Origin of the sequence: Streptococcus mitis bv. 2 str. SK95 (assembly GCF_000222705.1) — a bacterium.
Taxonomy (GTDB): Bacteria; Bacillota; Bacilli; order Lactobacillales; family Streptococcaceae; genus Streptococcus; species Streptococcus mitis_AY.
On the sequence record NZ_AFUB01000042.1, the window covers coordinates 83,164 to 96,515 of the forward strand.

Genomic DNA, 13,352 nt, shown 5'->3' on the forward strand with positions numbered 1-13,352 from the left:
ATGAGTGAAATAGGCTTTAAATACAGTATTTTAGCATCAGGTTCCAGTGGAAATTCCTTTTATCTGGAAACCCCAAAAAAGAAAATCTTAGTGGATGCAGGCTTGTCTGGTAAGAAAATTACCAGTCTCTTGAGTGAAATCAACCGCAAACCTGAGGATCTGGATGCGATTTTGATTACGCATGAGCATTCCGACCATATCCATGGAGTCGGTGTATTGGCTCGTAAGTATGGTATGGATCTTTACGCTAATGAGAAAACTTGGCAAGCTATGGAAAATAGCAAGTACCTCGGCAAGGTGGATTCATCGCAGAAGCACATTTTTGAAATGGGTAAAACCAAAACCTTTGGCGATATCGACATTGAGAGTTTTGGGGTCAGCCACGATGCGGCAGCGCCACAATTTTACCGCTTTATGAAAGACGACAAAAGTTTTGTCATGTTGACCGATACGGGTTATGTAAGTGACCGTATGGCAGGGATTGTCGAGAATGCGGACGGTTATCTCATCGAGTCCAACCACGATGTGGAAATCTTGAGAGCAGGTTCTTACGCTTGGCGTCTTAAACAGCGAATTCTATCAGATCTCGGTCACCTTTCTAACGAAGACGGTGCTGAGGCCATGATTCGTGCAATGGGAAATCGGACCAAGAAAATCTACCTCGGGCATTTGTCCAAAGAGAACAATATCAAGGAGTTGGCTCATATGACCATGGTCAATCAGCTGGCTCAAGCTGATCTGGGAGTAGGAGTAGACTTTAAGGTTTACGACACTTCCCCAGATACAGCAACACCACTGACAGATATATAAAAAGAAGGCGAGTGCCTTCTTTTATTTATTGTCTTTTACAATCCAGCGAATTCTTTGATTTCTAGTGCTGACATTGAAGAGTCGCAACGGACATTGATTTGGCCATCAGCAACATGAACGAATCCCGGAACAGTTGGGATACCATAACGTGAACGGAAATCTTGCAAGGCTTCCAATTGGCTTGGTTCTTCACTGTTGATGAAGTAGATGTGAGCTTTGGTTTCAGCTACGACACCTGCCAATGTGCCAGCAAATTTACGGCAGTAAGGGCAAGTTTTGCGACCGATGAAGAAGGTTGCTGTTTCTTTATTATCGAGTGCTTCTTGAGCGCGCGAAACTGTAGTCACTTCAAGGGCTTTAATATCTTCTAAAAACTGATTCATAAGAATACCTCTCTTTTTTGATAAAACTAGTATGCCATAAAGTTTCTAAAATTGCTTAGATTTGATACGAAAAAAAGATGAGATTGGCTGGTCTCATCTTTTATAGATTTTTATTTTACAAAAGCATTGATTTCAGCTTCGATGTTGGCAATCTTAGCTTGTGATTCTTCGTTTGTTTCACCTACAACTGCAATGTAGAACTTGATTTTTGGTTCGGTACCTGAAGGGCGAACGGCAATCCATGAACCATCTGCAAGTGTGTATTTCAACACGTCACTTGGAGGAGTTGTCAAGTTTGTAACAGTACCGTCTGCAGCAGTAGCAGTTTGAGCTTTGAAGTCTTCTACGACAGTGATAGTTGTTGAGTTCCATTCTTTCGGAGCATTGTTACGGAACTTAGCCATAATCGCTTTGATTTGTTCAGCACCATCAACACCAGAAAGAGTAACAGAGATAGTCTTTTCAGCGTAGTAGCCGTATTCTTTGTAGATTTCTTCAATACCATCAGCAAGTGTCAAACCACGTGAACGGTAGTAGGCAGCAAGCTCAGCAACGACAAGAACGGCTTGGATCGCGTCTTTATCACGTACGAATGGTTTAATCAAGTAACCGAAGCTTTCTTCAAATCCCATCATGTAAGTGTGATTGTGTTTTTCTTCGAATTCTTGAATCTTTTCAGCGATAAATTTGAAACCAGTTAAGACGTTGAACATGGTTGCGCCGTAGCTTTCGGCAATCTTCGTTACCAAGTCAGTTGATACGATGGATTTGCAGAGAGCAGCATTTTCAGGAAGAGTACCAGCATTTTTGTGGGCTTCCAAGATGTATTTAGCCATGATAGCACCGATTTGGTTACCTGAAAGGTTGAGGTAGCTACCATCTTTTTGAAGAACTTCGACACCGACACGGTCAGCGTCAGGGTCAGTTGCGACAAGCACATCAGCACCAACTTTACGTCCGAGTTCTTCTGCAAGTGCAAAGGCTGCTTGGCTTTCTGGGTTAGGAGACTTAACAGTTGAGAAGTCAGGGTCTGGAGTTGCTTGCGCTTCCACGACCTGAACTGAGTCAAATCCTGCTTGAGCAAGAGCACGACGAGCCAACATTTCACCAGTACCATGAAGTGGTGTGTAGACAATCTTCATGTCTTTACCAAATTCTTCGATCAAGGCTGGGTTGATGTTCACATCTTTGACTTCTTTAAGGTATTCTACATCGACAGCTTCACCAATGACTTCAATCAAGCCAGAAGTTTTTTCAGCTTCCACATCAGCAACTTCAACTGCGAATGGATTTTCGATTGCACGGATGTAAGTCGTCAAAGCATCTGCATCGTGAGGAGGCATTTGTCCACCGTCTTCACCGTAAACCTTGTAACCGTTAAATGGAGCAGGGTTGTGACTGGCAGTAATCATGATACCTGCGAAACAGTTGAGGTGACGAACAGCGAATGAAAGTTCTGGAGTTGGACGGAGGCTTTCAAATACGTAAGATTTGATACCATGTTTAGCAAGAACTGCAGCAGATTCAAAGGCAAACTCAGGTGAGAAGTGACGGCTATCGTAGGCAATTGCCACACCGCGTTCTTTTTCATTTCCACCTTTTGACTCAATCAAACAAGCTAAACCTTCAGTCGCCTGACGGACAACATAGATATTGATGCGGTTGGTACCAGCACCAATCAATCCACGCATACCGGCAGTACCAAATTCAAGATTGGTATAGAAGGCATCTTCCTTTGTCTTTTCGTCCATGTTTTCCAAATCTTGACGAAGGTAGTCTGGAAGTTCAGCAAAATCGAGCCATTTTTGATAGTTTTCTTGGTAAGTCATTGAGCGTCTCCTTTATTGTAAATTCTTTTAATCGCTTTCATTATACCATGATTTAGGATTTTAGTAAAACGTTAGCATAACTTTCTGAAAAAGCTTGAAATGAAATGGATTCTATAGTCTTGAACCCCTTAGGGAAACATGCTATACTAGCTATATGATTATTTTACAAGCTAATAAAATTGAACGGTCTTTTGCAGGAGAGGTTCTTTTTGATAATATCAATCTGCAGGTAGATGAACGTGATCGGATTGCTCTTGTTGGGAGAAATGGAGCAGGAAAGTCTACTCTTTTGAAGATTTTAGTTGGGGAAGAGGAGCCAACTAGTGGGGAAATCAATAAGAAAAAAGACATCTCACTGTCTTACCTAGCCCAAGATAGCCGATTTGAGTCTGAGAATACCATTTACGATGAAATGCTCCATGTCTTTGATGGTCTACGGCGTACAGAGACACAACTGCGTCAGATGGAGTTGGAAATGGGTGAAAAGTCTGGTGCAGAGTTGGATAAACTGATGACGGATTATGACCGTTTGTCAGAGAATTTCCGTCAGGCAGGTGGCTTCACCTACGAAGCAGATATACGAGCTATTTTAAATGGTTTCAAGTTTGATGAGACTATGTGGCAGATGAAAATTGCTGAGCTTTCAGGTGGTCAAAATACTCGTCTAGCTCTGGCCAAAATGCTCCTTGAAAAACCAAATCTTTTGGTCTTAGATGAGCCAACCAACCACTTGGATATTGAAACCATTGCCTGGCTAGAGAATTACTTGGTGAACTATAGCGGTGCACTCATTATTGTCAGTCACGACCGTTACTTTTTGGACAAGGTTGCGACGGTTACACTTGATTTGACTAAGCATTCCTTAGATCGCTATGTGGGGAATTACTCTCGTTTTGTTGAACAAAAAGAGCAAAAGTTAGCAACCGAAGCTAAAAATTATGAAAAGCAACAGAAGGAAATTGCTGCTCTGGAAGACTTTGTCAATCGCAATCTAGTACGAGCTTCGACAACCAAACGTGCCCAATCTCGGCGTAAGCAACTGGAAAAAATGGATCGCTTGGATAAGCCTGAATCTGGGAAGAAATCAGCCAATATGACTTTCCAGTCTGAAAAAACATCTGGTAATGTTGTCCTGACAGTTGAAAATGCAGCTATTGGTTATGATGGGGAAATATTGTCAGAGCCTATCAATCTGGACCTTCGTAAAATGAATGCTATTGCCATCGTTGGACCAAACGGCATCGGGAAGTCAACCTTTATCAAGTCAATAGTAGACCAGATTCCTTTTATCAAAGGAGAGAAGCGTTTTGGAGCAAATGTTGAGGTTGGTTACTATGACCAGACTCAAAGCAAGTTAACACCAAGTAATACTGTTCTGGATGAACTATGGAATGATTTTAAACTGACACCAGAGGTTGAAATCCGCAACCGCCTAGGTGCCTTCCTCTTCTCTGGTGATGATGTCAAAAAATCAGTTGGAATGCTGTCAGGCGGTGAAAGGGCTCGTTTGTTACTTGCTAAACTTTCTATGGAAAACAACAACTTCCTGATTCTGGATGAGCCGACCAACCACTTGGATATTGACAGTAAGGAAGTGCTAGAAAATGCCTTGATAGACTTTGATGGAACGCTTCTTTTTGTCAGCCACGACCGATACTTTATCAACCGCGTGGCTACTCATGTACTGGAATTATCCGAAAATGGTTCGACCCTCTATCTAGGAGACTATGACTACTATGTTGAAAAGAAAGCAGAAGTAGAAGTGAGTCGAACTGAGGAACTTTCTACTAGCAATCAAGAAAAAGAAGCAAGTCCAGTTAATGACTATCAAGCCCAGAAAGAAAGTCAGAAAGAAGCTCGCAAACTTATGCGTCAAATCGAAAACTTGGAGGCTGAAATCGAAACCTTAGAAAATCAAAGTCAAGCCATTTCTGAACAAATGTTGGAAACCAATGATGCCGAAAAACTGATAGAATTGCAGGCTGAACTGGACAAAATCAGTCACCGTCAGGAAGAGGCTATGCTGGAATGGGAAGAATTATCGGAGCAGGTGTAAAATGAATCATCTTGGAAAGGTATTTCGCGAATTTCGAACAAGTGGGAAGTACTCTTTAAAGGAAGCAGCGGGCGATTCTTGCTCGACCTCTCAGTTATCTCGCTTCGAGCTTGGCGAGTCTGATCTAGCAGTTTCCCGTTTCTTTGAGATTTTGGATAATATTCACGTGACTGTTGAAAATTTTATGGACAAGGCTAGGGATTTTCAAAATCATGAACACGTTGCCTTGATGGCGCAGATTATTCCGCTTTACTACTCAAATGATATTGCAGGTTTTCAACAGCTTCAAAAAGAACAACTACAGAAAGCAAAGAGTTCGACCAATTCCCTCTATTTTGAGCTGAATTGGATTCTGCTACAAGGCCTTATTTGTCAAAGAGATACTAGTTACAGTATGGAACAGAGTGATTTGGATAAAGTGGCGGATTATCTTTTCCAAACAGAAGAATGGACCATGTATGAGTTGATCCTTTTTGGTAATCTCTATACTTTCTACAATGTGGACTATGTGGCTCGGATTGGTAGAGAAGTCATGGAACGAGAAGAGTACTACAAAGAAATTGGTCGCCATCGAAAACTCGTTTTGATTCTAGCTCTTAACTGTTACCAGCATTGTTTGGAGAACCGTTCCTTTACGGATGCGGACTATTTCGAGGGTTATGTAGAGAAGTTGATTGGAAATGGTATCAAGCTTTATGAGCGAAATATCTTCCATTATATCAAGGGATTTTCCCTCTACCAGAGAGGTCAGAAAGAAGAAGGTTGTAGACAGATGCAGGAAGCCATGCATATCTTTGAAGTGCTAGGACTCCCAGAGCAAGTGGCTTACTATCAGGAACATTATGAAAAATTTGTAAATGTTTAAATTTCCCAAATAAGGGAAAAATAAAGAGACTCCTTTCAGTTTTGATACAATAGTTTCAAAATTTGAGAGGAGTTTTTTATATGAATCGACATGCAATCCAGTTGATTAGTCGTGGTGCGATTAATAAGATAGGAAATATGCTCTATGATTATGGAAATAGTATTTGGTTAGCATCAATGGGGACGATAGGGCAGACTGTTCTTGGGATTTATCAAATTTCTGAACTCGTCACATCGATTCTGGTCAATCCCTTTGGTGGAGTGATTTCAGACCGCTTTTCGCGTCGCAAAATTTTGATGACGACGGACTTGATTTGCGGTATTCTCTGTTTAGCTATTTCTTTCATCAGAAATGATAGCTTGATGATTGCTGCCTTGATTTTTGCCAATATTGTTCAGGCGGTTGCCTTTGCATTTTCTCGTACAGCCAATAAAGCTATTATAACTGAGGTTGTAGAGAAAGACGAGATTGTGACCTATAATGCTCGCTTAGAGCTCGTTTTGCAGGTTGTAGGCGTTAGCTCCCCTGTACTTTCTTTCATCGTTTTACAATTTGCCAGTCTCCATATGACGCTCGTTTTAGATGCCATTAGTTTTTTCATCGCATTTACATTAGTAGCTTTTCTCCCCCAAAAAGAGACTCAGGAACAAGAGAAAAAGACTTTCAGCTGGAAAAATATTTTTGCTGATATGAAAGAAGGACTTGGCTATATCTGGCGCCAGCAAGAGATTTTTTTCCTTTTGTTAGTAGCTTCCAGTGTCAATTTCTTTTTTGCGGCTTTTGAATTTCTCCTTCCTTTTTCAAATCGACTATATGGGGTAGAAGGAGCTTATGCAACTATTTTAACTATGGGCGCTATTGGTTCGATTATCGGAGCTCTTCTAGCTAGTAAAATAAAGGCAAGTGTTTATAATCTTTTGATTCTATTGGCTTTGACTGGAGTTGGAGTTTTTATGATGGGGTTACCACTGCCAACTTTTCTTTCCTTTTCTGGAAATTTAGTTTGTGAACTGTTTATGACGATTTTTAATATTCACTTTTTTACTCAGGTGCAAACCAAAGTTGAGGGGGAATACTTGGGGAGAGTGCTAAGTACAATTTTTACATTAGCCATTCTATTTATGCCAATTGCAAAAGGCTTTATGACGGTGCTGCCAAGTGTACATCTCTCTTCTTTTCTGATAATTGGAAGCGGGGTTATTGCCCTGTCTTGTTTATCCCTCTTTTATGTGCGAAGTCATTTTAAAAAAGAGTTATAATTTCTCTTTTTTAAAAAATATTTCTCTACAATCCATTTTTCAGCCCTTCTCTATTGTGAGGAGGGCTTGATTTATGGTAGAATAGTTTTATGAATGAAAGAATGAATGAGTTAGTTGCCTTGCTCAACCGCTATGCGACCGAGTACTATACGAGCGACAATCCCTCGGTGTCAGATAGCGAGTATGATCGTCTCTACCGAGAGTTGGTCGAATTGGAAGCTGCCTATCCAGATCAAGTTTTAGCGGACAGTCCGACCCATCGTATTGGTGGTAAGGTTTTAGATGGTTTTGAAAAATACAGTCATCAGTATCCTCTTTATAGTTTGCAGGATGCTTTTTCACGTGAAGAGTTAGAAGCTTTTGATGCGCGTGTGCGAAAAGAATTATCCCAACCGACCTATATTTGTGAGCTGAAAATCGATGGTTTGTCTATCTCGCTTACGTATGAAAAGGGGATTTTGGTTGTCGGTGCTACACGTGGAGATGGTTCTGTTGGTGAAAATATCACAGAAAATCTCAAGCGTGTCAAGGACATTCCTTTAACCTTGCCAGAAGAACTTGATATTACCGTTCGTGGAGAGTGTTATATGCCACGCGCTTCGTTTGACCAAGTCAACCAAGCTCGCCAAGAAAATGGAGAGCCTGAATTTGCTAATCCTCGTAATGCGGCGGCTGGAACTTTGCGTCAGTTGGATACAGCAGTAGTAGCCAAACGCAATCTTGCCACTTTCCTCTATCAAGAAGCAAGCCCTTCTACTCGTGATAGCCAAGAAAAGGTCTTGAAGCACCTAGAACAACTAGGTTTTGTGGTTAATCCTAAACGAATATTGACTAAAAGTATAGGTGAGATATGGGACTTTATCCAAGAAGTTGGACAAGAACGGGACAATTTACCTTATGACATTGATGGGGTGGTAATCAAGGTCAATGACCTAGCAGGTCAAGAAGAACTCGGTTTTACCGTTAAAGCACCCAAGTGGGCAGTAGCTTACAAGTTCCCTGCTGAAGAAAAAGAAGCCCAACTACTCTCAGTTGACTGGACAGTAGGTCGTACGGGTGTTGTGACCCCAACTGCAAATCTAACACCAGTACAACTAGCTGGAACAACTGTTAGTCGTGCAACACTGCACAACGTAGATTATATTGCTGAAAAGGATATCCGCAAAGATGATACGGTTATCGTTTATAAGGCGGGGGACATCATTCCTGCTGTTTTGCGTGTGGTAGAGTCTAAGCGTGTTTCTGAAGAAAAACTAGATATTCCGACTAACTGTCCAAGTTGTGATAGTCATTTGCTTCATTTTGAAGATGAAGTGGCTCTTCGTTGTATCAATCCAAGATGCCCTGCCCAAATCATGGAAGGTTTGATTCACTTTGCCTCTCGAGATGCCATGAATATTACAGGACTTGGTCCATCTATCGTTGAAAAGCTTTTTGCTGCCAATTTAGTCAAAGATGTGGCAGATATTTACCGTTTGAAAGAAGACGATTTCCTCCTTTTAGAGGGCGTCAAGGAAAAATCAGCCTCGAAACTGCATCAGGCCATTCAAGCATCTAAGGAAAACTCTGCTGAAAAGCTCTTATTTGGTCTGGGAATTCGCCATGTCGGAAGTAAAACAAGTCAGCTCTTGCTCCAACATTTCCACTCTATTGAAAATCTAGTACAAGCTAATCCAGATGAAGTGGCAAGTATCGAGAGCTTGGGTGGTGTGATTGCTCAAAGCCTTCAGACTTATTTTGCTACAGAAGGATCGAAGATTCTCTTAGACGAGTTGAAAGAAGCTGGAGTAAATCTGGACTACAAAGGACAGACAGTAGTAGAAGATGCAGCCTTGTCAGGTTTGACCGTTGTATTAACTGGAAAATTGGAACGGCTCACACGCTCAGAAGCCAAAAGTAAACTCGAAAGTCTTGGTGCCAAAGTTACAGGCAGTGTATCCAAGAAAACGGATCTTGTCGTAGCAGGAGCCGATGCGGGAAGTAAACTGCAAAAAGCACAAGAACTAGGTATCGAAGTTCGAGATGAAGCCTGGCTAGAAAGTTTGTAAAGAATAGTTGAAAACTAGGTATCAGATAACCTGAAACTATTTCTCCTGATGTGTTTTGACATGGTTAAAATCTGTTGTCCATCGTGATGAAATGCCAATTGAATCCATCAGAATCAAATAAAATTAAAATAGAAATTAGAAATTAGGAAAAAACATGTACAATTATCCCGTTCTTCTCCATTTTCATAGAAAAAATGGAGATTATACAGCTTGCTCATTTAGCACAGACCGAGATGAAAACAAAAGCTCTTTAACTTCAGAGACCACTTATTTTGGTCTTCAGTTTTCTTTTACCGTGACCAGTCAGGAGAAGGTGGATAGTTTCACCTTCAAAGCCGAGATAGATGGTGTATTAAAAGAATATCTTGTACGTTTTAACTACTATCCCTTGCTGACAGAAGCTTGGATTTTAGAGGGAGACGAGACTGTGTATTATTCAGAAAATCCAGCTATTGCTAGTCCATATTATAAGGATCAGAATCCATTTGCCTTTGATAAAGCCATCCATAGCGCAAGCTTTGATCATCACTGGGGATACCAAGGAGAACTAGGTTACAGCCTTTCAGATTATCAGACAAGTTTTAAACTTTGGGCTCCAACAGCTACAGCTGTTCAGGTGGTTGTCTATGAAAACACTAGTAACGATGCACCGATTTGGAAAACTTTTAATCTAGAGCGTGGTAATAGCTATTCATACAGCCATAAGTACAATACCATTGGTGTGTGGAGTCTAGACTTAGATGAAAATCTTGCTGGTAAGGCTTATCAGTATCAGATTGAATTTCCTCACCACCAGACTTTGACGAGAGACCCTTACACGATTGCCACAAGTCCTGACGGAAAACGTTCCGTAATTCTTTCTCATCAAGACAGACAAGTAGAAGGATTCAAAGTCAAACATGGGACAGAAGCTCCATGGCGTTTGGAGAATCCATGTAAAGCAGTTATCTGTGAAATGCATATTCGTGATTTTACCAAATCGCCTACATCTGGTGTTCCTGAAGAACTCCGCGGAACCTTCTTGGGTGCTGCTCAGACTGGAACGGTTAACCAATACGGTCAAGCAACCGCCTTTGACTATATCAAAGAACTTGGCTGCAACTATGTTCAACTTCAGCCTATTTTTGATCGTCATAAGGAATATGACGAGAACGGAAATGTAACCTATAATTGGGGTTATGATCCTCAAAACTACAACGCACCAGAAACGAGCTTCTCTAGCAATCCAGATGATCCCGGACAGGTTATTCGAGACCTCAAGACCATGATTCAGGCTTATCATGATGCAGGAATCGGTGTCATTATGGATGTCGTTTACAACCATACCTTTTCAACAGTTGACGCTCCATTCCAGACAACTGTTCCCGATTATTTCTATCGTATGAATCGTGATGGAACTTTTCAAAACGGTACGGGGGTAGGAAATGAAACTGCAAGTGAACACGAGATGTTCCGCAAGTATATGATTGATTCCATCCTTTATTGGGTGAAAGAATACAATATTGACGGTTTCCGTTTCGACTTGATGGGCATTCATGATGTCAAAACTATGCAGGCAATTCGTTGGGCACTGGATGAGGTCGATCCGCGTATTCTCACTTATGGAGAAGGCTGGGATATGGGAACAGGTCTTGCTCCTTATGACAAGGCTAAGAAGGATAACGCCTATCAGATGCCAAATATAGGTTTCTTTAACGATAATCAGCGTGATGCGATCAAAGGAGGAGAAGTTTATGGAGCAATCAAATCAGGATTTGTGAGTGGTGCTGCTACAGAACCAATCGTCGCCAAGGCTATTCTTGGTAGCCGAGAGTTGGGATCTTATCTCAGTCCAAACCAAGTTCTCAACTATGTTGAAGCTCATGACAATTACAATCTTCATGACTTGCTAGCAACCCTTCATCCTGATAAGAGTTCCGACCAGATTATGCGCAAGGTTGAGACAGCGACAGCTATGAATCTTCTCATGCAAGGAATGGCCTTTATAGAACTAGGTCAAGAGTTTGGTCGAACTAAGTTGATTCCAACTGGTGAACATGGAGAACTAACTCCTGCAGACCGAGAACGTGCTATGAATAGCTATAATGCTCCGGACAGTGTTAACCAAGTCAACTGGGATCTGATCAATGAACGCCAAGACAGCATTGAGTTTATTCGTCAGATTATCCGCCTAAAAACGCAAATCAGTGCCTTCTCTTATCCAACATATGAAGAAATTTACCGTCATGTCTTTGTCCATACAGCTGCTGAGAATAGCGGGTGGATTGTTTATGAGATTCACGGTGGAGCAGAGCACTTATTGGTGGTATTTAATGCTAAGGGAACCTCCTTCTACTTTGAAAATGCAGGTAAGCTTGAAATGTTCCTTACCAACAGTCGTTCAAAACAAGAAAATGTTATTGATGATATTAGTGTCGCAGTTTTAAAAGTTCTCTCATAAATTAATGTAGTAAAAAGGGTTAGATTATCTAATCCTTTTTGTCATTTATGAGGTTTTTAATGAAGAGTAGAATTAAGTTTCAAATAATTTGAAGGATCAAGATTGTGAAAAAAATCTCAATTTTTCACAAAAAGGGTTGTAATTTTCTGAAAATTTGATAAAATAAGTCTTAATAATTTTTAGGAGGAAGAAAATTGGCAAGATATCAGAATTTAGTAAATGGAAATTGGAAATCATCTGAAAAGGAAATTACAATCTATTCACCCATTAATCAGGAAAAGCTGGGGACAGTACCAGCTATGAGTCAGGCTGAAGTAGATGAGTCTATGAAAGCTGCGCGTGCAGCTCTCCCAGCATGGCGTGATTTAGCACCAGTTGAACGTGCAGCCTATCTGCATAAGGTAGCAGCTATTTTAGAACGCGATAAAGAAAAAATTGGTACAATTCTTGTCAAAGAGGTTGCCAAAGGGATAAAAGCAGCCATTGGAGAAGTAGTACGTACAGCAGATTTGATTCGTTTTGCTGCTGAAGAAGGTCTCCGTATCACTGGACAAGCAATGGAAGGGGGCGGTTTTGAAGCTGCAAGTAAAAACAAACTGGCCGTTGTCCGTCGTGAGCCAGTTGGTGTCGTTTTAGCTATCGCACCATTTAACTATCCAGTTAACCTTTCTGGATCTAAGATTGCTCCGGCTTTGATTGCAGGGAATGTCGTCATGTTTAAACCGCCAACACAAGGATCTATCTCAGGTCTGTTATTAGCCAAGGCTTTTGATGAGGCAGGTGTTCCAGCAGGAGTATTTAATACGATAACTGGACGAGGTTCTGAAATCGGTGACTATATCATTGAACACAAAGAAGTTAACTTTATCAACTTTACTGGCTCGACTCCAATTGGTGAGCGAATCGGTCGTTTAGCTGGAATGCGTCCTATCATGCTTGAACTTGGTGGGAAAGATGCAGCTATTGTTCTCGAAGATGCAGACTTGGAACACGCAGCTAAACAAATCGTCGGTGGAGCCTTTAGCTATTCAGGACAACGTTGTACTGCCATCAAGCGTGTCTTGGTTGTGGAAAGTGTAGCGGATAAATTGGCTGAATTACTTAAAGCAGAAGTTGCTAAGCTAACCGTTGGTGACCCATTTGACAATGCTGATATCACACCTGTTATTGACAATGATTCAGCTGATTTTATCTGGGGATTGATTCAGGATGCGCAAGGTAAAGGTGCCAAAGCGCTCAGTCCAATCAAACGTGAGGGCAATCTCATTTGGCCAGGACTTTTTGATTATGTCACAAGAGATATGAAATTAGCATGGGAAGAACCATTTGGTCCTGTTCTGCCAATTATCCGTGTTTCCGATGCAAGTGAAGCGGTAGCAATTGCCAATGAATCTGAGTTCGGTCTTCAATCATCCGTATTCACAAATGACTTTAAAAAAGCGTTTGAAATCGCTGAAAAACTTGAAGTGGGCACCGTTCATATTAATAATAAAACACAGCGTGGACCAGATAATTTCCCATTCCTTGGGGTCAAAGGATCTGGTGCTGGTGTGCAAGGGATTAAATACAGCATTGAAGCAATGACAAATGTCAAATCCATTGTTTTTGATGTGAAATAATCTATAAAATCAGGAAAAGGGCTTCCTGATTTTATTTTTTCAA

At 41.1% G+C, this 13,352-nt stretch carries 9 protein-coding genes; 7 read left to right on the forward strand and 2 right to left on the reverse strand.

Annotation, left to right across the window (positions count from 1 at the left end; genetic code table 11):
* Positions 1 to 810 carry an MBL fold metallo-hydrolase gene (locus tag HMPREF9965_RS09050; RefSeq protein ID WP_001289488.1) on the forward strand — a complete coding sequence of 270 codons (810 nt, stop codon included), beginning with the start codon at positions 1 to 3 and terminating at the stop codon, positions 808 to 810.
* A 35-nt stretch (positions 811 to 845) separates the two neighbouring features.
* Here the strand turns inward: HMPREF9965_RS09050 and HMPREF9965_RS09055 are convergent, their stop codons facing one another.
* Both HMPREF9965_RS09055 and HMPREF9965_RS09060 read right to left on the reverse strand, forming a co-directional pair.
* The gene (locus tag HMPREF9965_RS09055) at positions 846 to 1,193 is read right to left on the reverse strand and encodes a thiol reductase thioredoxin (RefSeq protein ID WP_001071321.1); all 348 of its coding nucleotides are present in this window, start codon (positions 1,191 to 1,193) and stop codon (positions 846 to 848) included.
* A 110-nt stretch (positions 1,194 to 1,303) separates the two neighbouring features.
* The gene (locus HMPREF9965_RS09060; RefSeq protein ID WP_000222126.1) at positions 1,304 to 3,022 is read right to left on the reverse strand and encodes a phospho-sugar mutase; all 1,719 of its coding nucleotides are present in this window, start codon (positions 3,020 to 3,022) and stop codon (positions 1,304 to 1,306) included.
* Positions 3,023 to 3,176: 154 nt separating this feature from the next.
* Between HMPREF9965_RS09060 and HMPREF9965_RS09065 the strand changes: the two genes are divergently transcribed.
* The 6 genes from HMPREF9965_RS09065 to HMPREF9965_RS09090 all read left to right on the forward strand — a co-directional run bounded on the left by HMPREF9965_RS09065 (position 3,177) and on the right by HMPREF9965_RS09090 (position 13,309).
* Entirely contained in the window at positions 3,177 to 5,078 is a 1,902-nt protein-coding gene (locus HMPREF9965_RS09065; RefSeq protein WP_000584900.1) for an ABC-F family ATP-binding cassette domain-containing protein, read from the forward strand.
* A gap of 1 nt (position 5,079) precedes the next feature.
* Positions 5,080 to 5,943 (forward strand): XRE/MutR family transcriptional regulator, encoded by an 864-nt coding sequence (locus HMPREF9965_RS09070; protein ID WP_001015959.1) that lies wholly within the window; start codon positions 5,080 to 5,082, stop codon positions 5,941 to 5,943.
* Positions 5,944 to 6,023: 80 nt separating this feature from the next.
* The gene (locus HMPREF9965_RS09075; RefSeq protein WP_001079348.1) at positions 6,024 to 7,202 is read left to right on the forward strand and encodes an MFS transporter; all 1,179 of its coding nucleotides are present in this window, start codon (positions 6,024 to 6,026) and stop codon (positions 7,200 to 7,202) included.
* Between the two features lie 89 nt (positions 7,203 to 7,291).
* Entirely contained in the window at positions 7,292 to 9,250 is a 1,959-nt protein-coding gene (gene ligA / locus HMPREF9965_RS09080) for an NAD-dependent DNA ligase LigA (RefSeq protein WP_001005748.1), read from the forward strand.
* Positions 9,251 to 9,404: 154 nt separating this feature from the next.
* Positions 9,405 to 11,690, forward strand: coding sequence for a type I pullulanase (pulA, locus tag HMPREF9965_RS09085; protein WP_000283098.1), 2,286 nt, complete (start codon positions 9,405 to 9,407; stop codon positions 11,688 to 11,690).
* 194 nt (positions 11,691 to 11,884) lie between these two features.
* Entirely contained in the window at positions 11,885 to 13,309 is a 1,425-nt protein-coding gene (locus HMPREF9965_RS09090; protein ID WP_000135235.1) for an NADP-dependent glyceraldehyde-3-phosphate dehydrogenase, read from the forward strand.
* Positions 13,310 to 13,352: the final 43 nt, after the last annotated feature.

Excerpts from the sequence above, each read along its gene's own strand:
- HMPREF9965_RS09055 (WP_001071321.1), bottom strand. The coding sequence starts at position 1,193 with ATGAATCAGTTTTTAGAAGATATTAAAGCCCTTGAAGTGACTACAGTT.
- HMPREF9965_RS09075 (WP_001079348.1), top strand. The coding sequence starts at position 6,024 with ATGAATCGACATGCAATCCAGTTGATTAGTCGTGGTGCGATTAATAAG.
- HMPREF9965_RS09070 (WP_001015959.1), top strand. The coding sequence starts at position 5,080 with ATGAATCATCTTGGAAAGGTATTTCGCGAATTTCGAACAAGTGGGAAG.
- HMPREF9965_RS09060 (WP_000222126.1), bottom strand. The coding sequence starts at position 3,022 with ATGACTTACCAAGAAAACTATCAAAAATGGCTCGATTTTGCTGAACTT.
- HMPREF9965_RS09065 (WP_000584900.1), top strand. The coding sequence starts at position 3,177 with ATGATTATTTTACAAGCTAATAAAATTGAACGGTCTTTTGCAGGAGAG.
- pulA (WP_000283098.1), top strand. The coding sequence starts at position 9,405 with ATGTACAATTATCCCGTTCTTCTCCATTTTCATAGAAAAAATGGAGAT.
- HMPREF9965_RS09050 (WP_001289488.1), top strand. The coding sequence starts at position 1 with ATGAGTGAAATAGGCTTTAAATACAGTATTTTAGCATCAGGTTCCAGT.
- ligA (WP_001005748.1), top strand. The coding sequence starts at position 7,292 with ATGAATGAAAGAATGAATGAGTTAGTTGCCTTGCTCAACCGCTATGCG.